Origin of the sequence: Streptomyces sp. MAR4 CNX-425 (assembly GCF_048656465.1) — a bacterium.
Taxonomy (GTDB): domain Bacteria; phylum Actinomycetota; class Actinomycetes; order Streptomycetales; family Streptomycetaceae; genus Streptomyces.
The window spans coordinates 207,420-229,345 of the sequence record NZ_JBMDLF010000010.1 but is presented as its reverse complement, the minus strand read 5'-3'; the positions used below and the strand labels follow the sequence as shown (position 1 = coordinate 229,345).

The following is a 21,926-nucleotide window of genomic DNA, read 5'->3' as shown; positions in this document are numbered from 1 at the left end:
TTCACGCCCCCAGCAGTGCCTGGCCGCACACCCGCAGCACCTGCCCGGTCACGGCTCCGCTGCCGGGCGCCGCGAAGTACGCCACCGCCTCGGCCACGTCCACGGGCAGGCCGCCCTGCTTCAGGCTGTTCATGCGGCGTCCCGCCTCCCGGATGACCAGCGGGACCGCCGCCGTCATCTGCGTCTCGATGAATCCGGGCGCGACCGCGTTGACCGTCACCCCGCGCCGGGCCGCGGCCGGGGCGGCGGCCTGGACGTAGCCGATGAGTCCGGCCTTGCTGGCCGCGTAGTTGGTCTGGCCGACGTTGCCCGCGATGCCGCTGATCGACGAGGTGCACACGACGCGGCCGCCGTCGCGCAGCAGGCCGCCGTCGAGGAGGCGGGCGGTGAGGGTCTCGACGGCGGTGAGGTTGACGCCGACGACCGCGTCCCACTGCGCCGCGGTCATGCGCCCGAGGGTCTTGTCGCGGGTGATGCCCGCGTTGTGCACGACGACGTCGACGCCGCTGTGGTGCTCGTCCAGGTACGCGGCCAGCCGGTCCCCGGCGTCCGCCGCCGTGATGTCCAGCTCCAGCGCCCCGCCGCCGACCCGGTCGGCCACCGCCCGCAGCTCGGCGGCCTGCGCGGCGACGTCCAGGCACACCACCTGTGCGCCGTCGCGGTGCAGGGTCTCCGCCGTCACCGCGCCGATCCCCCGCGACGCGCCGGTGACCAGCGCCGTCCGTCCGGCCAGCGGCCGGTCCCAGTCGGCCGTCGCAGGCACGTCGGCCGTGCCCGTGACCCGGAGCGCCTGGCCCGAGACGTACGCCGAGCGGGCCGACAGCGCGAAGCGCAGCGTCGACTCCAGCCCGCCCTCCGCGCCCGGCGCGACCAGCAGCAGGTGCGCGGTGGAGCCGTTCCGCAGCTCCTTGCCGACCGACCGGACGAACCCCTCCAGCGCCCGCTGCGCCACCGCCTCGGCCGGTCCGGCGGCGTCCTCGGGCGGCGTGCCGACGACCACGACGCGCCCGCAGGGGGCGAGCCGGCGTATCCGGGGGTGGAGGAAGTCGTGGAGGGCGCGCAGCCGGGCGGAGGAGTCGATGCCGGTGGCGTCGAAGACCAGCGCCCCGGGCCGTACGGTCTCCTCGGTCACCACCTCCGCGCCGGCGGAGTCCAGCAGCTCGCGCAGCGTCTTGCGCATCCGGCCGCCGTCCGCGCCGCCGAGCGCGACGGGCCCGCGCGCCACGGGCTGCCCCGGCCGGTGCCGCTCCAGCCGCGCGGGGCGCGGGAGGCCGAGCCGCTTGGCGACGAAGGCGCCGGCGCCGCGGCTCGTGAGTTTCTGGTAGCGATCGGCCATTGGCAATCCCCTTACGCCTGAGTAAGTTTACTCCCGAGTAAGAAGCGTACGCGACGGATGGAGCACAGCGATGACCACACCGGCGAAGACGGGCGGACCCACCGGCGCGGGCGCGCGCCGCGTCGCGGTCGTCGGCGGCAACCGGATCCCCTTCGCCCGCGCGGACGGCGCGTACGCCACCGCGTCCAACCAGGAGATGCTCTCCGCCGCCCTCGACGGCCTCGTCACCCGGTACGACCTGGGCGGCGCGCTCCTCGACGAGTTCGTCGCCGGCGCCGTGCTCAAACACAGCCGCGACTTCAACCTCGCCCGCGAGGTCGTCCTCGGCAGCAGGCTCGACCACCGCACACCCGCCTACGACATCCAGCAGGCGTGCGGCACCGGCCTGGAGGCCGTGATCCTCGTCGCCAACAAGATTGCGCTCGGCCAGATCGACGCGGGCGTCGCCGGCGGCGTCGACACCACCAGCGACGCGCCCCTCGCCCTCAACGACGGCCTGCGCCACGTCCTGCTCCGCGCCCGCCGGCAGAAGACCCTCGGCAAGCGCGCCGCCGCCCTCGCCGGGCTCCGCCCCCGGCACGTCGTCCCCGACATCCCGCGCAACGCCGAGCCGCGTACCGGGCTGTCCATGGGCGAGCACGCCGCGCGCACCGCGCGCGCGTGGCGGGTGCCGCGCGCCGCGCAGGACGAGCTGGCCGCCGCCAGCCACCGCCGGCTGGCCGCCGCGTACGACGCGGGCTTCTTCGCCGACCTGCTGACGCCCTTCCGCGGGCTGGACCGCGACCAGAACCTGCGCCCCGACTCCACGCCGGAGAAACTCGCGCGCCTGAAGCCGGTGTTCGGCGCCGCCGAGCCGGACGCCACCATGACCGCGGGCAACTCCACCCCGCTGACCGACGGCGCCGCCACCGTGCTGCTGGCGAGCGAGGAGTGGGCCGCGGCGCGCGGGCTGCCGGTGCTCGCGTACCTCACGCACGCGCGCACCGGCGCGGTCGACTTCGTCGACGGCCGGGACGGCCCGGACGGGCTGCTGATGGCGCCCGCGTACGTCGTGCCGCGGCTGCTGGCCGACGCCGGTCTCGGCCTGGCGGACCTCGACCTGTACGAGATCCACGAGGCGTTCGCCTCGCAGGTGCTCGCCACGCTGGCGGCCTGGGAGGACCCGGAGTTCGGCAAGGAGCGCCTGGGCCTGGCCGGGCCGCTGGGCACGGTCGACCGGGAGCGGCTCAACGTCGCCGGCTCCTCGCTCGCCGCCGGGCACCCCTTCGCCGCCACCGGCGGCCGGATCGTCGCGACGCTGGCGAAGCTGCTGCACGAGCGGGCGGCGGCGCGTACGGACGGCGCCCACGGGCCCGTACGCGGGCTGATCTCGGTCTGCGCCGCCGGCGGCCAGGGCGTCACGGCCCTGCTCGAAGCCTGACCCTCCGCATATCCAGAAGGAGCGAAAGTGGGCGTACGAAAGGACCTGAAGACCGCGAAGAAGCGCTCGGACCTCGCCGGGCGCGCCCCCGTGGAGGTGACGGCGGAGAACGGCGTCGTACGCCAGGCCGCCGCCCCGCGGCTCGCCGGGCCGCCGCCCGCCGGCGGCGGCGTCGCCGGCATCCCGTACACCAACGCCGCCGAGGACCCCGGCGCCCCGGTGATCCGCCGCAAGACCGGCGGCCGGTGGGTGCCGGTCACCGCCGCCGCATTCGCCGCCGAGGTCACGGCCGTCGCCAAGGGCCTCGTCGGCGCCGGGCTCGAACCCGGCGGCCGGGTCGCGATCATGTCCCGCACCCGCTACGAGTGGTGCGTGCTGGACTTCGCCGTGTGGGCCGCCGGCGGCCAGTCCGTGCCCGTCTACGCCACCTCCTCCGCCGACCAGGTCGAGTGGATCCTGCGCGACTCCGGCACCCGCTACGTCGTCGCCGAGACCGCCGCGAACGAGGAGACCGTCCGCGCCGCGTCCGCAGACGCGCGCGTGTGGCAGCTCGACGCCGGCGGGCTCGACGAGCTGAAGGCGCTCGGCCGGGACGTACCCGACGACGAGGTCGAGGCGCGGCGCGCCGCCCTCACCCCCGCGACCGTCGCCACCGTCTGCTACACCTCCGGCACCACCGGCCGCCCCAAGGGCTGCGTCCTCACCCACGGCAACCTGTACGCCGAGGCCGCCAACAGCGTCGAGCTGCTGCACCCGATCTTCCAGGAGGTCACCGGCAAGACCGCCTCCACGCTCCTCTTCCTGCCGCTGGCGCACATCCTCGGCCGGACGATCCAGATCGCCTGCCTGTCCGCGCGCATCGAGATCGGCCACTGGCCGTCGATCAAACCCGACGAGCTGCGCCCGGAGTTCAAGGTCTTCAAGCCGACGTTCCTCGTCGGCGTGCCCTATCTGTTCGAGAAGATCCACGACACCGGGCGGGAGATGGCCGAGAAACTCGGCCGCGGCTCGTCCTTCGACCGCGCCGACCGGATAGGGGTGCGCTTCGGCGAGGCGTCCCTGCAGAAGTTCCTCGGCACCGGCCGGGGCCCCGGCCTCGGCCTTTCACTGGCCTGGGGCCTGTACGAGCTGCTGGTCTACCGGCGCATCCGCCGAGAGCTGGGCGGACGGCTCAACTACGCCATCAGCGGCGGCTCCCCGCTGGACCGCAACCTCAACCTCTTCTTCTACGCCGCGGGCGTCGTCATCTACGAGGGCTACGGCCTCACCGAGACCACCGCCGCCGCCACCATCACCCCGCCGCTGCGGCCCCGCCCCGGCACGGTGGGCCGGCCGCTGCCGGGGACGGCGATCCGTATCGCCGCGGACGGGGAGGTGCTGATCAGGGGCGGCATCGTCTTCGACGGGTACTGGCGGAACCCGGAGGCGACCGGCGAGGTGCTGGCAGACGAGTGGTTCGCGACCGGCGACCTGGGCGCGCTGGACGAGGACGGCTACCTCACCATCACCGGGCGGAAGAAGGACCTCCTCATCACCACCGGCGGCAAGAACGTCTCGCCCGCGGTGCTGGAGGACCGGCTGCGCAGCCGGCCGCCGGTGGGGCAGGTGCTGGTGGTCGGCGACCGGCGGCCGTACGTGGCGGCGCTGGTGACGCTGGAGCGGGAGGCGCTGGCGCACTGGCTGGCGGTGCGCAAGCGGCCGAAGGACACGCCGGTCGCGGAGCTGCGCGACGACCCGGAGCTGCGGGCGGACGTGCAGCGGGCGGTGGACTACGCGAACGAGGCGGTGTCGCGGGCGGAGTCGATCCGGGGGTTCACGATCGTGGCCGGGGAGTTCACGGAGGAGAACGGGATGCTGACGCCGTCGCTGAAGGTGAAGCGGCAGGCGGTGGCGGAGGCGTACAAGGCGGAGATCGAGGAGCTGTACGGGGGGTGAGCGGCGGGGCGCCCGCGGCGGGGCGGCGGGGGTCGCTTCGGGGTGGGGCGGGCGGCGGGCACGGCACGGGGTCGGCGGGGGGGGTGCCTCTATGTCCTTCGTCAAGTGAGTCGGGGGCTTCTCGGCTCGTAGGGCGGACCGGCGCGGTGCCCGAGGGCGTACGCGTACCGTGCCGGGCGCGCGCCTCACGGCGGCGCGAGGGCGTCCGCCCTGCTTCGGCCGTCCGGGGACGCCGCCGGGGCGGCGGGGGGCGCTGCCGGGCGGCGTTGTCGGTACGGCGGCCTACCCTGGGGCGGGGGTGCGGGGTAGCCGCGGTGGGTCGACCGCGGCTCCCGCGGCGCCGTGCCGCGCCGCTGCCCGTCACCGCCGTGCGAAGCTCACCGGCTGGCCGCCGCCGCCCGGGAAGCCCGCGCCGCCCTCGGCCTCCTCGATGCCCTCGGTGATCTCCTCCAGCTCGCCGAGACCCGGCGCCTCGTCGCCGATGTCGAAGCCGGCGCGTACGAGGACCATCGTCTCGGAGTTCGCGGGGGACGGGAACGCGAGCGACTGCACGTAGCCGTCGTCACCCTCCTCCGTCACGACCTTCCAGCGCACCAGGTAGCCCTCCTCCCCCGCGACCGTGACCTCGCCGGACTCCACCTCGTCGTGCGAGGTGATGCCGCCGTACGCCTCGTCGCCGTAGGACGCCTCCGCGTTGGGCCCGATGTCCTTCTCCGCGACGGTCTTCGGGCTGGTCGCGTCCAGGCCGAGCGCGAGGGCGGGCGCGGAGTTGACCCCGCCGCGTACGCAGGTGTCCTCCGGGGAGGTGGGGCACTTGTACTCGCCGACCGACACCGAGGCGCCTATCTGCCCGGACTGCCCCTTCCAGCCGTCCGGCACGGGGATCTTGATGCCGCTGGCCAGGTCGGTGGCGAAGCCGTCCTCGGTGGGGATCTCCGTCGGCGGCTCGTCGCCTTCGTCCGGCAGGTCCGGGCCGCCGCCCGAGCCGCCGTCGGTCCCGCCGCCCCCGCCGGGGCCGTCGCCGGAGTCCGGTTCCCCGTCCTCGCCGTCCGGCCCGGCGGCCACCGGGCCGTTGTCGCCGGTCCCGTCGCCGTCGTCGCCGCCCCACAGCGCGTACCCGCCGGCGATGCCGCCGCCGACGAGCGCCGCGGCGGCCACGGCGGCGGCGATCCCCACGGCGAGCGGGCGGCGGCCCCGCCAGCCCCCCTTGCCGGGTGGGCCGGGCGGCGCGCCCGGCGGGCCGGGCGGCGGGCCGAAACCGAGCGGTGCGGCCCCGCCGGATATGACTTCCGTGGGGGCGTCGTCCAGGCCGCCGGGCGGGCCGCCGGGCGGCGCGTCCTGCGGGGCGGGCCCGGCGGGGCCCGCCGCCGGGGCGTCCGGGGCGACGGCGGCGGGCCTGACCTCGTCCGTCCAGGCCGAGCCGTCCCACCTCCGCTCCCTCGGCGACTCGTCGTCGCTGCGGTCCGGGTCGGGGTACCACCCTGCTGGCGCCATTCCAGTCATGTATGCAGGCTATCCATGCTCCCTGAAAACGGGATGAGAGCGGTCCGAGCCTTCTTGCCGTCCGGCCGCCGACAGGCGGACTCCGCCCGTGGTCCTTAGCATCGAGAGGGCCTGGGCTGGTCGGCAGCGCCTTCCGCGGCGCCGTATCCGGGAGAACCGCGAGTCGTGGACATCTCACAGGGAACCTCACCCGACGGGCCGGCGGGCCGGGACGACGAGCTGTCGGCCGCGCTGGTCGCCGTGCTGGCCGGGGAGTCGCTGGTGGGGCTGCACATGGTGGACAGCGAGCTGCGCGGCGTCAGCTTCCGGGCGGGCCGCGCCACCGGCCCGGGGCGGGAGTCCGCCCGGCGCCTGTGGCTCGCGCGGGGGCTGTCGGATCCGCGGGTGGAGCGCGTCCTGCGGGGCGTCGTGGCGTCGGGGCAGCCCGCGTACGACGTACGGTGCCCGCTGCATACGGACCCGGAGAACCCGGAGGACGAGGGGGAAGCGGAGAGCGCGGCGAACGACGGGAACGCCGACGGCCGGGCGGTGCCCTTCGGGCTGTCCGCGGCGCCGCTGCGGACCGGGACCGGGGGTGTGGCCGGGGTCGCGGTGGCCGTGGCGGACCGTACGGCCGACGAGCGGGCCGGCCGGCGGCTCCTGCTGGACCGGGCGCGGGCCGGGCTCGGCGACTCGCTCGACATCTTCCAGTCCGCGCAGGCCCTCGCCGAGGCCGCCGTGCCGGCGCTGGCGGACGCCGTCGCCGTGGACGTCCTGGACCCCGTCCTGCACGGTGACGCGCCCGCGCCGGGACCGCTCACGGAGCCCGCCACGGTCCGCCGGGCGGGGTTCGCCTTCGTGGACGGCCCCGGCACGGTGCCGCTGCCCCACGAGGTCGGCAGCGTCCGGTTGATGCACCACGGCACGCCGTACGCGTACGCCCTCGCCGACCTGACGCCGCGCGTCCTGCCCGTCGTCAGGGACGACGCCGGGTGGGTGGCGCGGACCCCGGAGCGCGCGGAGGTCTTCCGGCGGTTCGGGGTGCACTCCATGGTCGTCGTGCCGCTCACCGCCCGGGGGGTGGTGCTGGGGCTCGCGGCGTTCTACCGGAGGCGCGGCTCCGAGCCGTTCACCCCGCAGGACGCCGGGCTGGCCGCCGAGCTGGCGGCGCACGGGGCGCTCTGCCTGGACAACGCCCGCCTCTACACCCGGGAGCGCACGGTGGCCAGGATCGCCCAGCGGGAGCTGGTGCCCCTGCGGCTGCCGTCCTCCGTCGCGGTCGAGGCGGCCCACACCTATCTGCCCGCCGCGGCGGGCGGCTCCTGGTACGACGTCATCCGCCTGTCGGGCGCGCGGGCCGCCCTGGTCGCCGGGGAGGTACGGGACTCGGGGCTGCGGGCCGTCACCGCCATGGGGCAGCTCCGTACCGCCGTACACGCCTTCGCCGCCCTGGACCTCGACCCCGCGGAGCTGCTCGGCCGGCTCAACGAGCTGGCCGCCCGGCTGGCGGTCGAGCGGACCGGGCCCGACCCCGCTCCCGAGGCCACCGGGCCCCTCTCCGCCACCTGCCTGTACGTGGTCTACGACGCCGTGCACGGGCGCTGCGAGGCCGCCTCCGCCGCCCACCCCCCGCCCGTGCTGGCCCCGCCCGGAGCCGCGCCGCGCGTGCTGGACGTCGAGGCAGGCCCCGAACTGGGGCGGGGGGCGGGACCGTACCGGGTGGCGAAGCACGAGCTTCCGGCGGGCAGCCTGCTGGCCCTCTACAGCCAGGGCCTGCTCGGCGGCGGCGACAGCGACGGCCGTGACGGCGGCCGGGACGGCAGCCGAAACGGCGGCGGGGACGGCGGCCGGGAGCGGCTCGCCCGGCTGCTGGCCGGGCAGCACGGGCAGCCCCTGCGGGCGGCGTGCGACGACGTGGCCGGCGGGCTGCTGCCGCCGAGCCCGGCCGACGACGCCCTGCTGCTGCTCGCCCGCACCCGCGTCCTGACCCCCGGCCGGGAGGTCGTGGCCTGGTCCCTGCCCGACGATCCGCACAGCGTCGGGCTGGCCCGCCGCCTTGCGGTTGCGGCGCTGGACCGCTGGGGTCTCGGCGAACAGGCCCCGCCGGTGGAGCTGATCGTCAGCGAGCTGGTCACCAACGCGGTGCGGTACGGCTCCGGCGACATCACGCTGCGGCTGCTCCGCGCCGGCACGCTGATCTGCGAGGTGTCCGACGGCAACACCGCCGCGCCCCACCTGCGGATCGCCGAGGACACCGACGAGGGCGGCCGCGGCCTGTGCATCGTCGGGCTGACGGCACGCACCTGGGGCACGCGGCAGACCGGCCACGGCAAGACGATCTGGGCGGACGTGCCGCTGCCCGGCGGCCCGCCGGCACCGGAGGGGTGACGTTCCGTACGGCCCCTCTGCGCCGCCCGCGGCCGCCTCAGGGCTGCCGTTGCACGGCGAGCGCCGTCAGCTCCTCGATGTCGTACTGCGAGCGGCGGTTCGGCGCCCCGTACCGGGTCAGCTTCCCGCGGCTCACCCACTTGCGGATCGTCGCCTCCGACACCCCCATCGCCAGCGCGGCGACCTTCGTGGGAACGAGCCGGTGGCTCGGCGGTCTGCTCATGCCTCGCTCCCTCCGCCCTGCCGTGCCCGCACGGCCATCAGGTGCCGGAGCCGCAGCCACTCGTGCGCCTCCCACGCGTGCCCCGCCGAGCACGCGACGCTGCGCCCCGGCACGCTCTCGCCGGGGCGGAGCGCGGCGGTGATCGTCCCGCCGCAGCCGTCCTGGACGCACGCGTGGACGAACGTGAAGTGCTCGCCCCGGTCGGGGTCGATGATCTGCCGAAGCTCCCGGACCAGGGCCTCGATCTCGTCGGCGAACTCCGCCGCCGGAGGCTGCGCGGTCAGCCACCCCAGGTGCGCGGCGAGGAACCGCGCCAGGTCCGGAACCCGCCGCCGGGGCGCGGCGGCGCCCCGCTTCTCGACGACCACCTCGGACCACGACTCCAGCAGCGACAGGATGTGCAGCCGCGTGTCCAGCACCGAGATGTCCAGCGGGTCGAGGCTGCGGCTCGCCGAGACCTTCGTCGGGTTGGTCGGCCTGGCGGCCGTCGTCGGCGCCGCCTGGTGCAGGCACTCCCGGTGGAGGCCGGGCAGCTCCCGCAACTGGCGCTCCGCGCTTGTCAGGCAGCGCTCGCACAGCAGCGAGCCGGCAGCGGCGCTGCTCTCGTGCGCGTGGGCCCGCACGCAGGGACGAGACCCCATCGAAGCCCCCTCCCTCCGCCTTCAGTCCGGGGTCCGGCGTCCGGGGCCCGGGGTCCCGTGACGGTCGTGTCCAAGAGTGGCCTGCCTGTCTTGCCTGTGACTTGACGCTGGCTTGTCGCGGCGGCCTCCCGGGGGCCGCCGGCGGGTGCCGGGAGGCCGCCCGGGGCGGTATGTGCCCAGGTCGTCATCGACTCGCTGGCACGGAGCGCCGGAGCGTGTCACACTTTCCGGACGTCAGCCATGCCCAGTTTCGGCCATGCGGCCCCGCGGAGGGTGAGGTCTCCCCTCCTGTCCGGTACGCGCCCGGGCGCACATCCCGGCTGATCACAGCTCGCTGACCACCCCACGCCGAAGCCGGCGTCGTCCGGCGCAGGCCCGGTCCCTGAGGACCCGGGCCCCTTCGGCATGTCCGCGACCGCCTGTGGCGTCTCTCCGGCAACTCCGAAAGGAAAGAGAACTCATGAGTGATCGTCTGATCGGCCCCGCGGCCGACTCCGTTGCGCAGTCGGTGGCGGCGGGCGCGGACGGGCAGCGGCCCGGGGTGGCCGAGGTGCGGCGCCGGGTCGCGCGCCACCTCGCCGTACAGGTGGACGGCGAGGGTGCCCTGCGCGACCGGTGTGCCGGCCGGATCATCGAGTCCGCGCTGCTGCTGCTCCTGCTGCGCAAGGAGCGGGCACTGCCGCGGGTACAGAAGGAGTTGCAGGAGTACCTCCAGCGGGCCCGGCCGAAGGGCACGCTGGAGCGGGTCGTCGTGGACGCGCTGTCCGGCCGGCCCTGCGACGCCGACGGCCTGCTCGCCGGCCTGAACCGGGCCCGGCACGGGTCCGGGGCGCGCAAGCGGCTGCTGCTGGACACCATCCTCGGCCTGTGCGGGGTGCTGCCGGACGGCGCACGGCCGGACCCGCGGGAGATCGCGCCGCGGCCGCAGGCGGTGTGGACGGAGCTGACGCTGTGCGCGGCGACGATCCTGCACTCCCACGCCCACGCGGGCGCGGGCACGGCCGGGCAGCCGGGCCCGGCCGGGGACCCGGCGTCCGGGCAGGAGCTGCTGGACTACCAGGATCTGCTCGTACGGCGACTGTCCGCCTTCCCCGTCCGCCGGGTGTGGGAGGGCAACGCGCTGGCCCACCTGGTCGCGCTGCACGCGCTGCACACGTACCGGCCCGGCAGCGAGCTCATGCGGGACGGCATCGAGGCGCTGGCCCGGCTGCGCGGCCCGGACGGCGGCGTGCCGTTCATCGACGGGCAGGAGGTCTTCGTGACCTCCCTGGCCGCGCTGGCGCTCGCGCCCGCCCCGGGGCACGAGCCGCTCGCGGCGCGGATGGGCCAGTACCTCGCCTCCCGCCAGCACGCCGACGGCGGCTGGGGCTACAACGAGACCACCACCCAGACCGACGTCGACGACACCGCCCGCTGCGTGGAGCTGCTGCGGACGCTGGACGCCCACCGGTTCCGCCACGGCATCGCGGCCGGGGAGGAGTACCTGCGCGCCCGCGCCAACGACGCCGGCGGCTTCCCCACGTACCTGCGCGGCCACACCTCGGACCTGGACATGACGGCCGGCGCGGTCATCGCCCTGCCCTGGAGCCGCTACGGGGACCTGCTCGGCCCCGCGGTCGGCGTACTCCTCGACGCCCAGCAGCAGGACGGCAGCTTCGAACCCAGCTGGACGCTGAGCATGTCCAGCGCCATCCAGCGCATCCTGGACGCCCTCGCCTGCGTGCCCGCCACCGAGACCACCCTGCGGCGGCGCGCCGACCAGGCCGTGGCCAGGGCCGTGGCGTTCCTGGACGAGTCCCGGGGCACGGACGGCGGCTGGGGGCACGTACCGGGCCGGGACAGCGACGTGCTGTCCACCGCGCAGGCGCTGAGCGCGCTGGCCCGGCACGCGCCGCGGGTCGACCTCGGCAAGCCGCTGGCCTATCTGACGGACCAGCAGCACGAGGACGGCGGGTTCAGCTCGATCGCCGACCAGGCGGGCCCGCGGCCGCTGCCCTTCGACTTCCCCGTCCTGGCCGACGTGCACGTCCTCACGGCGCTCAACCGGCTGATCGGCCACGGCACCGCCTGACGGTCGGCACCGACCGACCGGCACCGGCCAACAAACCGGTGTCATAAGGCCGTTGGGACTGGATCAGGCAACGGTACGGAACTCCGCCGGTAGGCTCCGGACCGCCGGAGCTCCGTACCCGGATCTCCTCTCCCAAGCCGAGCAGCAGAGAGAAATGGGGACTTCGATGCACGAAACCTCTTCCGACGGCGCCGCGGCCGCCAGCCAGGGGGCGGGCAAGGCGGTCATTCCGGTACAGGTCGTGGCGGGCCGCGGGCCGCTCACGTTCCTGCGCGCCACGGCGGCTCTCTGTTTACTGCAGACCCTGATGCAGGGCCTGCTCGCCGGCATGTACATGGGCCGCGACGTCGACTCGATCGACGCACACGCCGCCAACGCCTTCGTCTACACGGCCCTGGTGATCGTCCAGCTCGTAGCCGCCGTGCTGGTGTGGCGGCAGAACCGCTGGCTGAAGTGGCCGCTCGCGGCGGGCGTCGGCATCCTGCTGACCACCTTCATCCAGGTCTTCCTGGGCGAGGAGGGCTCCACCGCCGCACACGTCACCATCGGCGTGCTGATGTGCGCGATGCAGACGACCCTCCTCCTGCGGTCCCTGATGCTCCGCGTGCAGGACGCGCCCGCGGCCGCCTGACGGACCCGACCGGCTCCCGGGGCTGGGCCTGCCGACCGGCGGGTCCAGCCCTCGCACGCGTCAGAACCGCCCCAACCGGGGCACACCGCTCCGCCTTGCAGCGGCAAGAGACACGATCTTGTCCCCCGCCGGGGGCCGGGGGTGCCGCGGTCGGCCGTCTATCTTCTACCTCCGAGGCTCTGCTGAAGCACAAGCAGAGAACAGGCCATTCCGCATCGCCTCATGGGGGAGTGATGACCGTAAATCCCGGAATCGAACGTTTGTGTGTGGCTGCGGAGGAAGCGGCGGCCCTGGTGGGCCTGGACTGCCCGCGCGAGAAGATGACGGCGTTGCTCACGGCGTTCCCGAACATCGTCACCGACTCCACGGTCGTGTTCAACATCGTGAACAAGGGCGGCCGGGTCGGGGACATGTCCTTCGACTTCACGGTGCCGCTGGCCGAGGGCGACCCGTACGAGCGCGCCCTGGAGCACGGCCTCGCCAAGGAGACGGACCACCCGGTCCGCGGCATGTTCGCGGACCTGCGGGCCACGCTCCCCGTCGACTGCTACGGCGTCGACTACGGCGTCAACGGCGGCTTCAACAAGGCGTACGCGGTCTTCCCCATGGGGCAGCTGCAAGAGCTGGGCCCCCTCGCCGCCGTGCCCGCGATGGCCGACACGCTGTCCAAGTGGATGGGCACCCTCGTCGACTACGGCCTGGACGGCAAGGTGTCGACGGTGGCGATCGACCACGCGAACCGCACCTGGAACGTGTACTTCAACGGCCTGTCCCCGCAGCACTTCGAACGCGCCACCGTCGAGGCGATGCTGCGCGACTTCGGCCTGCCGAAGCCGAGCGGGCAGCTGCTGGACTTCGCCGAGACCTCCTCGGCGCTGTACCCCACCTTCAGCTGGGACTCCCCCGAGATCGAACGGGTCAGCTTCTCCACCCGCACCACCGACCCGGCCGCGCTCCCGGCGCACATCGAGCCGAAGCTCGGCGTCCTCGCCGCCCGCGCCCCGTACACGTACGAGGGCGACCGCAAGCTGGTCTTCGCCGGCGCGCTGACGACGGGCGGGGAGTACTACAAGCTGGCGACCTACTACCAGATGGCCACGGCCGCCCACGACCGCGTACGCCGCGGCAGCTGACGAGCACGCACCACCGTCACCCGTCGCCGTCGTAGGCCGCGCGGGCGCGCCGGACGTCGGGCAGGGTGACGGTGGTCCAGCTCCACAGGGCGTCGATGAGGCCCTGGAGCGTCTTCCCCAGCGGCGCGACGCGGTACTCGACGGCCACGGGCCGGGTGCTCACCACAGCGCGCTCGACCATCCCGTTGCGCTCCAGCCGCCGCAGCGTCGCCGTCAGCGACTTCTGCGTCACGGCCGGGATGGCCCGGCGCAGCTCGTTGAAGCGCCGGGGCCGCTCGCACAGCTTGTCGAGCACGTGCAGCGACCACTTGTCCAGCACTTGGTCGAGCAGCTCGCGGTGCTCCTCCGTGAGCTGCGGCGGTTCGGGCGTGGGCTGAGAGGTCTCCGGCACGAAACCTAGTCTCGTTGAAGTTCCCTTCAGATACAAGGTAGACATGGGATACCTACCCGGACCAGCGAAGGGACCCCCCGTGGCCGTGCAGTACCTCACCCCCGACGGAATGTTCCAGCCCGTCCCGTACCACCACGTCTCGATCAGCACCGGCACCCGCCACGTCCACGTGGCCGGCCAGATCGCCCGCGACCCCGCCGGCAACCCGGTCGCCCCCGGCGACCTCACCGCCCAGGTCGCCCACACCCTGCGCAACACCGCCCGCGGCCTCTCCGGCGCCGGCGCCACCTTCGCCGACGTGGCCCGCCTCCGCTTCTACGTCACCGGCTGGACCCCCGACCAGTACGACACCTTCATGGCCGGCATCGACCAGGTCACCGAAGAACTCGCCATCCCCCGCCCCCTGCCCCCGCTCTCGGTCATCGGCGTCGACTACCTCTTCGAGCCCGACGTCCTGGTAGAGCTCGAAGCCTTCGCCCTCCTCGACTGACAACCGCCGACCCCCCGCCAGCCGCTACACTGTCGCAGGTGGATCAGGCGCCGAGCCCGACCACCACGCCTCCGTAGCTCAGGGGATAGAGCACCGCTCTCCTAAAGCGGGTGTCGCAGGTTCGAATCCTGCCGGGGGCACCCAGAACATGGGAGCGGAATCGGGTGCCAGCGCCCGATTGGGGCCCCGCTCAACCGGTGGGCCCCGGCAGCGGTGGGCTGTCGTTCGCGGCCGTGGGGACGGCCAGTCTGCGGTCGATGTCGGCGGTGACGTGGCCCTCGACCATGGTGGCGGCGACGCGATGGCGAAACGTCATGCCGTGGAACGGGGTGTTGTCCGACGCGCTGACCGACTCGGTCCGGTCCACCCGCCAGTCGGCCCGGGGGTCCACCAGGGTGAACGTCGCGGGCTCCCCCTCGGCCAACGGGCGGCCCGCCACGTCGGCGAGCCCCGCGATACGGGCGGGGCGTGTGGACATCACCGCGGCCACGAGGCCCCAGTCCGGGGCGCCCCCGGCGCCCAGGGCCTCCGCGACCACGGGGAGCGCGGTCTCCAGACCCAGCATGCCGAAGGGCGCCTCGCACCAGTGGTTGTCCTTGCTCGACGCGGTGTGCGGAGCGTGGTCGGTGGCGACGGCGTCGATGGTTCCGTCACGCAGGGCGGCGCGCAGCGCCGCCACGTCCTCGGCGCCGCGCAGGGGCGGGTTCACCTTGTGCAGGGGGTTGGCTTCGCGGGTCATGAGATCGGTGAGCAGCAGATGGTGGGGAGTCACTTCGGCTGTGACGGGCCAGCCGCGCGACTTGGCCCACCTGACGATGTCGACGGTCCCCGCTGTGGAGACGTGACAGATGTGCAAGCGTCCGCCGGTGGCCCCGGCGAGTACCACGTCACGCGCGACGATCGTTTCCTCGCCCGTCGCCGGCCACGGCGGCAGGGCTGTGGCCTGTGCCGCCGCGCCCGCGTTGATCTGGCCTCGCTGCACGAGACGGGGGCACTGGGCGTGTTGGGCGACGAGGGTCCCCGTGCGGCGGGCCGCCTCCAGCGCCCGCAGCAGGAGCCCGGGGTCGTCGACGCATACGCCGTCGTCGGAGAACATCAGGGCGCCGGCCGCCGCCATCGCGTCGAGGGGTGCGAGCCGGCGGCCGGCGAGCCCGTCGGTGACGGCTCCCACCGGGTGCACCCGGCAGGAGGCCGTTCGCGCCGCCCGCTCGATGATGTGCCGTATCCGCTCGGGGGTATCGGTCACGGGCACGCAGTTGGCCATGGCGAGCACGTCGGAGTACCCGCCGTGCGCTGCCGCCCTGGTGCCGCTGGCGATGGTCTCAGAGGCGGTGTCACCGGGCTCGCGCAGGTGGGTATGGAGGTCCACCAAGGCCGGCAGCATGATCAGCCCGTCGCAGTCGGCTGTCGTTACGTGCGCGGCGCCGGTGCCGTCCCCGTTCCCAGGGGGCGTCACGGCGGCGATCCGGCCGCCCCGTACGGTCACGTCCCGGGGTGCGCCGCCGAGGGGGCGGACCCCGCGCAGGACCGTCGTGCCCGCGGAGCCGGCGGGCCGGGGGCCGTTCACCTGTCCGTGTCCGGGTGGACGAGGCGGAAGACCGGTCCGTCCGCGCAGATCAGCGGGGACTCCTCGGGGCCGCTCCTGGTGCCGGTGGCGCAGCCGTGGCAGTAGCCGAGGCCGCAGGCCATGTGGGCTTCCAGCGATACCTGGACGTCGGCCGCCCAGCGTCGGCCGAGTTCCTCGCAGAGCCGGGCCAGCCGCTCAGAGCCGCACGTCATGATCTGCTGTGGAGGGGCCTGATCGAGGTCTGCGGTGAGCATGTCCCGGAGCCGGGTCACTTCGCTGCTGCCGGTGTCGTCGGTGACTTCGTGCAGCCGTGTCACACCGGCGGCCCGGTAGACGTCCGCTCCTACGACTCTGTCCGCGCTTCTGCCGCTGGCCACGGCGACGATCTCGACCTCGGTGCCCGCGCATTCCTGGGCGACGGTGGTCAGCGAACAGGTGCCGATGCCCCGTCCGACCAGAAGGACGCGCCGCGTGCCCCGGGTGATCCGGAATCCCTGGCCCAGCGGTCCTACCACCAGCATGCGCTCGCCCGGTCGGAAGGAGGCCAGGCGGCGGGTGCCGTCACCGACCACTCCGAGAAGGATGTCGAGGGTGCCGGCCCGCGGATTCCGGGCGTATACGGCCATGGGGCGGGGCAGGACGGGACCCGTGTCCTCGTCCCGGGCGGCGGTCAGCATCACGAACTGTCCTGCCTGGCACGTCCGGGCGATACTCGGTGCTTCCAGGCGCAGGAAGTGGTGGCCGCGTCCGTGCGGCTGGGAGGCGAGGACCTGGGCGCGGTGCCAGGTCGCGGCGGGCCGGCCGGCCCCGGAACCGGGCAGCGGTGTCACGCGGTCCGTGACCGGTATGTCGGCGTCCGTGTCGAGGGTGTTCATGCGGCTGGGGCCTCCTGTGCGGACAGCCGGGCATCGAGCCGCAGGAGGCCCGAAGCCAGGATGTCGGTGCCGACCGCGAGTTCGGCCGGGAAGGTCAGCTCCTCGGGACTGTGGCTGACCCCGCCGTTGTGACTGGGGACGAAGATCATGCCGGTGGGCACCACACGGTTGATCATTTGTGCGTCGTGGCTGGCCCCGCTGGGCATCACCCGGTGCGTGACCCCGGCCTCCGTCGCGGCCTCGGCGACGGTGTCGCGGAGCCATCTGGGGAGGATGACGGGAGAGGCGTCGGCCAGCAGCCGGGATTCGCACCCGATCCCACGCCGGGAGCAGATGTGCTGCGCGCTGTCGACGATCTCCGCCGCGGTCAGCCGCTGGCGGTCGTTGTCGACGTCCCGGACATCGACGTATACCTCGGTGCTCCCGGCGATCGTGGTGAGGGACCCGGGGGAGACGTCCATGCGTCCGACGGTCGCACGGGTGCCGTGATGACGGCTGTCGTTGGCAAGGGTCTCGATCATCAGGATGATCTCCGCCGCCGCGGCCATCGCGTCGGCCCTCATCCGCATCGGGGTTCCCCCGGTGTGCGAGGCCCGTCCGGTGAGATCGAGGCGCAGCCGGGTGCTGCCCGAGATCAGGTCGACGAGCCCGACGGGAACGGACTCGGACTCCAGCAGGGAGCCCTGCTCGATGTGCAGTTCCAGGAAGGCGGCCCAGTCCTCGCCGCGCCAGCGGGCCGTCTCGGTGGCCTCCGGGTCGAGGCCGACGGCCGTCATGGCCTGCGCCAGCGATACGCCCTCGGCGTCCCGCTTGGTCTTCAGGTCGGCCGGGCCGGTCAGTCCCGCGGCGATCCGGCTGCCCGTGCAGGCCTGTCCGAAGCGGGCTCCCTCCTCGGCGGCGAACGCCACGAAGCGGACGGGCCGGGTGAGCCGGATCCCGGCCGAGACGAACAGCCGTGCCACCTCCATCGCCGCGACCACACCGGCTATGCCGTCGTACGCGCCGGCGCCCGGCACGCTGTCGAGATGGGAGCCGGTGCCCAGACCCGGCAGTCCGGGGGTGGTTCCGGGCAGTTCGGCGAGCGTGTTGCCGGCCGTGTCCGTACGTACGTGCAGGCCGAGCGCACGCATGTGCGCCGCGAACACGTCGTGGGCCTGGCGCTCCAGCGGGGTGTAGGCCAGCCGGGTGATGCCCGGGCCCCCGCCGGGCTCCGACATTCCGGCGAAGGTGTCCAGGTGCGTGTGGAGCCGGTCCGCGTCGGCGTGACGGAGAGCGGCGGTCGTCGGTGCGGCCATCAGAGCCCGGCCGACGAGGCTTCCGCCTCGGAGAGCAGCGACACCACGGGTGGGGAATCCACGTCCGCGAGGGCCGGCGTGTGCAGGACGGCGGCCACCGCGGTCACGTCGGCGGCGGCGCCGCGCAGCAGGCCGAGCATCACCTGGAGGGGTTGCGGCTCCCAGGCCGTCGCCAGCGGTACGACCCGGTCGCCGGGGGTGATCGCCGGGGAGGCGGAGGTGATTCCGGACTCGTCGGTGACCCGCAGGACGGTCGCGTCCGTCGCCAGGGCCACGATGTGGGCGAGTACGGCTTCGTCGCTGCTCTCCCACACCGAGATGCGGTCCGGCTCCAGGTGCCGCACGGCGTCGGCGAGGGCGCGGCCGATGAGGTCGGTCGCGGCCGGGGACACCTGGGTGTTCAGGGTGAGCCCGTAGGCGTCGGTGGCCGCGCCGAGTTCACGGACACCGGAAAGGATCGCGGAGGTGCTTTCGGTCATCGGGGACCCTCCTCTTTCGTGTCGGTCGCGGACCTGGGCGGGGCCGGCGACGGGGTGGCGGGGAAGAGCGCATGGAACCGTACTCCGTAGCGCTCCAGGAGCGTGTCCACCACGCTGCTGTCACCGGGATCGAGCACGCTCAGTACGCAGGAGACCCGCATCCCTGCTTGCAGGGCGGCGTGCACCGGCAGCGCGGCGTCCCGCGCCGTGCCCGTCAGCGGCACGACGACGACGGTGTGTTCGCCCGCGTGGGCCTCGCCGGTCAGACGGGCCTCGTCCCCGGTACCGGTCACCGTCGCGAACGGCAGCCCTGTGTGCAGGGCCAGGGCGGTGGTGACGGCGATGCCCTGGGGGGTGGTGCACACCAAGCGGTCGGTCCCGTGCGGAAGCACCTCGGCCAGCAGCGCCGCGGTGCGGCGCAGGATGGACGGCCGGCACTGGACGGCTTCGATGTCGGCCCGGCCGTCGCGGAGGGGCGCCACCGCGAGGATGTCGGCGTACAGTTCGGCGCTTCGTTGCCGGGCGCTCTGGAAGGCGCGGGGGGTGTCAGGTGCGGTGTGGAGGACGTGCTCAAGGTTCATGTGGGCTCCGTGGATGGGACGGTCTGGGTGACCGTGCGAGGCCAGCGGTCGCCGGGGGTGTGGTCCGGCCGTGCGGGAGAGTCAGGTCCGCACCGTGCCGCGTTCGTCGGCGAGACGGGTGATGCCGAGTTCCCGGCACAGGGCCTCAAGGTCCCGCAGGACCTGGGTCATGGCGTACGGGCGGGTGAACGTCGCGGTACCCATCTGTACGGCGGTGGCTCCGGCCAGGACGAACTCCAGGACATCCCGCGCGGTGCTGATGCCGCCGCACCCGACGACGGGTATGGCGACGGCCGCGGCGGCCTGCCACACCAGGCGCAGCACCATGGGCCGGACCGCGGGTCCGGACAGTCCTCCCACCCCGTTGCCCAGCACCGCGCTCCGCCCGTTCAGGTCGATGGCCATGCCGGGGAAGGTGTTGGCGACCGTCACGGCGGTGGCACCCGCCTGTTCCGAGGCGCGCGCGATGTCCCCGATCGATGTCACGTTCGGGGTGAGTTTGACGATGACGGGCAGCGAGGTACGCGCCACGACGCCGGAGACGACACGTTCCACGGTCGACGCGTCCGTTCCGATGGTGAGCCCGCCGTGCTCAAGGTTCGGGCAGGAGACGTTCACCTCCAGTGCCTCGCAGGGAGCGTCGGCGAGTTCCTCGGTGATCCGCAGGTACTCCTCCGGGGCGAGGCCACCGACACTCACCACGACGGGTACCCCGAACGACCGGTAGCGGGGCAGCACCGTGCGGATGAACTCCGTCGAGCCGGGGCTGGGGATTCCCACGCTGTTCAGCATGCCCTGCGCGCTCTCGGTGAGCCGGTGCGAGGGGTTACCGGAACGCCGTTGCGAGAAGAGGGTCTTGGTGACCACGGCGCCCAGCTCGTGTACGGGCAGGAGAGCGGCGAGTTCGGGGCCGAAGCAACCCGACGCGGGCATCACGGGGTTGGCCAGACGCAGGGGGCCGAGCGAGACAGCGAGGTCGGTCCGGAACGCTGCGTGGTCCACGAAATGCCGGTCGCGGTCGTCGAACGTCGCGGGATCGTGGTCTTGGACCTCCGTCATGGTGCCTGCCTTCTGCGTCAGGGGATCGGGGGAGAGAGGGCGGAAGGGCGCCGCGCCGGCCGGCGTGCGGAACGGCGGAGCTGGGGCCGCGGGCCGGGTGTCAGCCGCCGAATCGCTCGGTGAGCACGCGCTCGACCCAGCCGATGAGGGCGTACATGGCCCATGCCATGAGGCAGAGCAGCCCGAGACAGATGATCACCAGCTTGATGTCGTCGTTGTCCTGGGCCTGCTTCTCCAGGTAGCCGAGCCCTGACTGTGCTCCGATGAACTCGCCGATGACCGCTGCTGTCACCGCCTGCAGCACCCCCAGGCGCAGGCCCACGGCGATGGCCGGCAGGCTGTACGGCAGGTCGATCTTGAGGGCTCGGGCGACCGGCCCGATGCGCAGCAGACGGGCCAGGTCGTCGACCCCCTTGGGTACGGACCGCAGCCGCGTCACCATGTTGATCATGACGGGGTAGAACGACACCAGGGCCACAAGGGCGATCTTGGAGCCGACACCGAGCCCCAGCCAGAGCACGATCAAGGGGGCGATCGAGATCTTCGGGGTCACCTGCGCCACGATGACGAGGGGCATCAGCAGTCGTTCGGCAAGCGGCAGGCGGGTGAAGAGGATCGCCAGGACGATCCCTGTGACCGCGCCGATCAGTACACCCTGTACCACCTCGGCCAGCGTCTGCTGGATGTGCACCGTGAGCACGTCGTCCCCGGCCAGTTGCCAGGCGTGACCGGCCACCGCGCCAGGGGTCGGCAGCTTGTAGGCCGGTATACCGAAAGCTGCCGTGACCAGCCACCAGAGCGCGACGCCGGCCAGCAGGGACAGCGTGCCGATCAGCACCGGCCGGACGGCGTCGGCCGTCCGGCCGGGGCGAGCGGCCGTCTCAGCCGAGGTCATTCGGCTTCACCACCAGATCACCCGCGTCGAAGGACTCGTCGAGGAGTTCGAACTGCTCCTGGGAGTCGATGGCCTGCTGCCAGCGCACGACGTCCGGGGAGCCCAGGCCGTTCTTCTCGGTGTTGTCCGACTGCCACAGGCTCTTGGCGAAGAGGTCCTCGACGATGGTGGTGATCTCGTCCTCCTGGCCCTTGAAGGACGAGGCGTACTTCTGCACCGACATGTCCACCGCGGCGCGGGGGTTCTTGACGGTGTACTCGATGCCGCTGTTCAGCGCCTTGTCGAACGCCTTGACCGTGTCCGGGTCGTTCTTCACCTTGTCCTCGCCGGCGATGACCACGTTGCCGAAGGAGGGCAGGTACTTGTCGCTCAGGATCTGGTTCACCTCGACCCCGGCGGACTGGAGCGCGTAGTAGCGCAGGCGCGAGAAGACGATCGCGTCGACCTGACCGTTCTTCAGCGCGTCCACGATGACGCCGGTGCCCAGGGTGCGGACCTTCACGTCGGACAGCTCCAGTCCGGCGTCCTCCAGCATCGCCTGGAGCTGGATGTAGTTCGGGCTGCCGAGGTCGGTGACGGCGACGGTCTTGCCCTTCAGGTCGGCCGGGGACTTGATGTTCGCCGAAGGCTGCGACAGCAGGGCGCCGATGCCCTCCTGGTACGTGGTGTGCACGACCTTGGTCTTGATGCCCTTGCCGTACGCGGTGACGACCGAGTCGCCGTTCGGGAAGCCGAAGTCGACGTTGCCCGATGCCACGTTCTTCACGATGTCGGAGCCCTGGCCGTAGGTGAACTCGACGTCCAGGCCCTCGTCGGCGAAGTAGCCCTGCTCTTTGGCCGCGTACAGCGGGGCGTAGTACGGCACGGCGGCGCCGTCGATCTGGATGGTGACCTTCTTGCTGCCGTCGGGCGACGTCTCCGACGCATCGGAGGAGCCGGGGCTACAGGCGGCGAGAAGAGATGCGGCGGCCACGACGGCGGGGATACCGGCCAGCTTCAGGGGCCTTCTGTTCATGATCTTTTCCTTAGGGCGA

General features: G+C 73.5%; 20 protein-coding genes and 1 tRNA gene. 8 read left to right on the top strand and 13 right to left on the bottom strand.

The features are described from left to right. Position 1 precedes the first annotated feature (1 nt). Positions 2-1,336, bottom strand: coding sequence for a 3-oxoacyl-ACP reductase (locus ACHZ99_RS26150; RefSeq protein ID WP_420307200.1), 1,335 nt, complete (start codon positions 1,334-1,336; stop codon positions 2-4). Positions 1,337-1,406: 70 nt separating this feature from the next. On the opposite strand from ACHZ99_RS26150, the gene ACHZ99_RS26145 reads away from it, so the two are divergent. Further along, positions 1,407-2,756, top strand: coding sequence for an acetyl-CoA C-acetyltransferase (locus tag ACHZ99_RS26145; RefSeq protein WP_420307199.1), 1,350 nt, complete (start codon positions 1,407-1,409; stop codon positions 2,754-2,756). 27 nt (positions 2,757-2,783) lie between these two features. Beyond that, positions 2,784-4,691 (top strand): AMP-dependent synthetase/ligase, encoded by a 1,908-nt coding sequence (locus tag ACHZ99_RS26140; RefSeq protein ID WP_420307198.1) that lies wholly within the window; start codon positions 2,784-2,786, stop codon positions 4,689-4,691. A 360-nt stretch (positions 4,692-5,051) separates the two neighbouring features. On the opposite strand, the gene ACHZ99_RS26135 is transcribed toward ACHZ99_RS26140, so the two are convergent. Further along, positions 5,052-6,194, bottom strand: coding sequence for a DUF2510 domain-containing protein (locus ACHZ99_RS26135; RefSeq protein ID WP_420307197.1), 1,143 nt, complete (start codon positions 6,192-6,194; stop codon positions 5,052-5,054). Positions 6,195-6,359: 165 nt separating this feature from the next. On the opposite strand from ACHZ99_RS26135, the gene ACHZ99_RS26130 reads away from it, so the two are divergent. Then, positions 6,360-8,561 carry an ATP-binding SpoIIE family protein phosphatase gene (locus tag ACHZ99_RS26130; RefSeq protein WP_420307196.1) on the top strand — a complete coding sequence of 734 codons (2,202 nt, stop codon included), beginning with the start codon at positions 6,360-6,362 and terminating at the stop codon, positions 8,559-8,561. A gap of 37 nt (positions 8,562-8,598) precedes the next feature. Here the strand turns inward: ACHZ99_RS26130 and ACHZ99_RS26125 are convergent, their stop codons facing one another. Both ACHZ99_RS26125 and ACHZ99_RS26120 read right to left on the bottom strand, forming a co-directional pair. Then, a complete protein-coding gene (locus ACHZ99_RS26125; protein WP_420307195.1) occupies positions 8,599-8,784 on the bottom strand; it encodes a hypothetical protein in 186 nt (61 codons plus the stop codon). After that, complete coding sequence (locus ACHZ99_RS26120; RefSeq protein ID WP_420307194.1) at positions 8,781-9,425, bottom strand: hypothetical protein; 645 nt, start codon at positions 9,423-9,425, stop codon at positions 8,781-8,783. The genes ACHZ99_RS26125 and ACHZ99_RS26120 overlap by 4 nt, the downstream gene beginning before the upstream one ends. 460 nt (positions 9,426-9,885) lie before the next feature. On the opposite strand from ACHZ99_RS26120, the gene ACHZ99_RS26115 reads away from it, so the two are divergent. The 3 genes from ACHZ99_RS26115 to ACHZ99_RS26105 all read left to right on the top strand — a co-directional run bounded on the left by ACHZ99_RS26115 (position 9,886) and on the right by ACHZ99_RS26105 (position 13,260). Then, positions 9,886-11,496: a prenyltransferase/squalene oxidase repeat-containing protein gene (locus ACHZ99_RS26115; protein WP_420307193.1), complete on the top strand. Its 1,611-nt coding sequence runs from the start codon at positions 9,886-9,888 to the stop codon at positions 11,494-11,496. Positions 11,497-11,662: 166 nt separating this feature from the next. Further along, positions 11,663-12,127, top strand: coding sequence for a hypothetical protein (locus ACHZ99_RS26110; RefSeq protein WP_420307192.1), 465 nt, complete (start codon positions 11,663-11,665; stop codon positions 12,125-12,127). A gap of 266 nt (positions 12,128-12,393) precedes the next feature. Then, positions 12,394-13,260: an aromatic prenyltransferase gene (locus tag ACHZ99_RS26105; protein ID WP_420307191.1), complete on the top strand. Its 867-nt coding sequence runs from the start codon at positions 12,394-12,396 to the stop codon at positions 13,258-13,260. 16 nt (positions 13,261-13,276) lie between these two features. Here ACHZ99_RS26105 and ACHZ99_RS26100 read toward each other — a convergent pair whose 3' ends face one another. Next, on the bottom strand, positions 13,277-13,651 hold the full coding sequence (locus tag ACHZ99_RS26100; RefSeq protein ID WP_420307190.1) for a winged helix-turn-helix transcriptional regulator: 375 nt from the start codon (positions 13,649-13,651) through the stop codon (positions 13,277-13,279). A gap of 79 nt (positions 13,652-13,730) precedes the next feature. Here ACHZ99_RS26100 and ACHZ99_RS26095 point away from each other — a divergent pair, with 79 nt between their 5' ends. Both ACHZ99_RS26095 and ACHZ99_RS26090 read left to right on the top strand, forming a co-directional pair. Next, the gene (locus tag ACHZ99_RS26095; RefSeq protein ID WP_420307188.1) at positions 13,731-14,141 is read left to right on the top strand and encodes a RidA family protein; all 411 of its coding nucleotides are present in this window, start codon (positions 13,731-13,733) and stop codon (positions 14,139-14,141) included. A 67-nt stretch (positions 14,142-14,208) separates the two neighbouring features. Then, positions 14,209-14,281 (top strand) — tRNA-Arg (locus ACHZ99_RS26090). A 50-nt stretch (positions 14,282-14,331) separates the two neighbouring features. Here the strand turns inward: ACHZ99_RS26090 and ACHZ99_RS26085 are convergent. The 8 genes from ACHZ99_RS26085 to ACHZ99_RS26050 all read right to left on the bottom strand — a co-directional run bounded on the left by ACHZ99_RS26085 (position 14,332) and on the right by ACHZ99_RS26050 (position 21,907). Then, positions 14,332-15,708: a dihydroorotase gene (locus ACHZ99_RS26085; RefSeq protein WP_420307187.1), complete on the bottom strand. Its 1,377-nt coding sequence runs from the start codon at positions 15,706-15,708 to the stop codon at positions 14,332-14,334. Continuing rightward, on the bottom strand, positions 15,705-16,583 hold the full coding sequence (locus ACHZ99_RS26080; RefSeq protein WP_420307186.1) for a dihydroorotate oxidase electron transfer subunit: 879 nt from the start codon (positions 16,581-16,583) through the stop codon (positions 15,705-15,707). Before ACHZ99_RS26080 ends, ACHZ99_RS26085 begins: the two co-directional genes overlap by 4 nt. Next, positions 16,580-17,878 carry a Zn-dependent hydrolase gene (locus ACHZ99_RS26075; protein WP_420307185.1) on the bottom strand — a complete coding sequence of 433 codons (1,299 nt, stop codon included), beginning with the start codon at positions 17,876-17,878 and terminating at the stop codon, positions 16,580-16,582. The genes ACHZ99_RS26080 and ACHZ99_RS26075 overlap by 4 nt, the downstream gene beginning before the upstream one ends. Continuing rightward, positions 17,878-18,357 carry a hypothetical protein gene (locus ACHZ99_RS26070; protein ID WP_420307184.1) on the bottom strand — a complete coding sequence of 160 codons (480 nt, stop codon included), beginning with the start codon at positions 18,355-18,357 and terminating at the stop codon, positions 17,878-17,880. The genes ACHZ99_RS26075 and ACHZ99_RS26070 overlap by 1 nt, the downstream gene beginning before the upstream one ends. Continuing rightward, complete coding sequence (locus tag ACHZ99_RS26065; RefSeq protein WP_420307183.1) at positions 18,354-18,938, bottom strand: hypothetical protein; 585 nt, start codon at positions 18,936-18,938, stop codon at positions 18,354-18,356. The genes ACHZ99_RS26070 and ACHZ99_RS26065 overlap by 4 nt, the downstream gene beginning before the upstream one ends. Positions 18,939-19,019: 81 nt before the next feature. Beyond that, on the bottom strand, positions 19,020-19,997 hold the full coding sequence (locus ACHZ99_RS26060; protein ID WP_420307182.1) for a dihydroorotate dehydrogenase: 978 nt from the start codon (positions 19,995-19,997) through the stop codon (positions 19,020-19,022). A 100-nt stretch (positions 19,998-20,097) separates the two neighbouring features. Next, positions 20,098-20,892: an ABC transporter permease gene (locus ACHZ99_RS26055; protein ID WP_420307181.1), complete on the bottom strand. Its 795-nt coding sequence runs from the start codon at positions 20,890-20,892 to the stop codon at positions 20,098-20,100. Continuing rightward, on the bottom strand, positions 20,879-21,907 hold the full coding sequence (locus ACHZ99_RS26050) for an ABC transporter substrate-binding protein (RefSeq protein ID WP_420307180.1): 1,029 nt from the start codon (positions 21,905-21,907) through the stop codon (positions 20,879-20,881). Before ACHZ99_RS26050 ends, ACHZ99_RS26055 begins: the two co-directional genes overlap by 14 nt. Positions 21,908-21,926: the final 19 nt, after the last annotated feature.

Bases quoted from the DNA above. Each gene is read 5' to 3' on its own strand.
- ACHZ99_RS26150 (WP_420307200.1), bottom strand. From the start codon at position 1,336: ATGGCCGATCGCTACCAGAAACTCACGAGCCGCGGCGCCGGCGCCTTC.
- ACHZ99_RS26145 (WP_420307199.1), top strand. From the start codon at position 1,407: ATGACCACACCGGCGAAGACGGGCGGACCCACCGGCGCGGGCGCGCGC.
- ACHZ99_RS26135 (WP_420307197.1), bottom strand. From the start codon at position 6,194: ATGACTGGAATGGCGCCAGCAGGGTGGTACCCCGACCCGGACCGCAGC.
- ACHZ99_RS26125 (WP_420307195.1), bottom strand. From the start codon at position 8,784: ATGAGCAGACCGCCGAGCCACCGGCTCGTTCCCACGAAGGTCGCCGCG.
- ACHZ99_RS26120 (WP_420307194.1), bottom strand. From the start codon at position 9,425: ATGGGGTCTCGTCCCTGCGTGCGGGCCCACGCGCACGAGAGCAGCGCC.
- ACHZ99_RS26115 (WP_420307193.1), top strand. From the start codon at position 9,886: ATGAGTGATCGTCTGATCGGCCCCGCGGCCGACTCCGTTGCGCAGTCG.
- ACHZ99_RS26110 (WP_420307192.1), top strand. From the start codon at position 11,663: ATGCACGAAACCTCTTCCGACGGCGCCGCGGCCGCCAGCCAGGGGGCG.
- ACHZ99_RS26080 (WP_420307186.1), bottom strand. From the start codon at position 16,583: ATGAACACCCTCGACACGGACGCCGACATACCGGTCACGGACCGCGTG.
- ACHZ99_RS26075 (WP_420307185.1), bottom strand. From the start codon at position 17,878: ATGGCCGCACCGACGACCGCCGCTCTCCGTCACGCCGACGCGGACCGG.
- ACHZ99_RS26070 (WP_420307184.1), bottom strand. From the start codon at position 18,357: ATGACCGAAAGCACCTCCGCGATCCTTTCCGGTGTCCGTGAACTCGGC.
- ACHZ99_RS26065 (WP_420307183.1), bottom strand. From the start codon at position 18,938: ATGAACCTTGAGCACGTCCTCCACACCGCACCTGACACCCCCCGCGCC.
- ACHZ99_RS26060 (WP_420307182.1), bottom strand. From the start codon at position 19,997: ATGACGGAGGTCCAAGACCACGATCCCGCGACGTTCGACGACCGCGAC.
- ACHZ99_RS26055 (WP_420307181.1), bottom strand. From the start codon at position 20,892: ATGACCTCGGCTGAGACGGCCGCTCGCCCCGGCCGGACGGCCGACGCC.
- ACHZ99_RS26050 (WP_420307180.1), bottom strand. From the start codon at position 21,907: ATGAACAGAAGGCCCCTGAAGCTGGCCGGTATCCCCGCCGTCGTGGCC.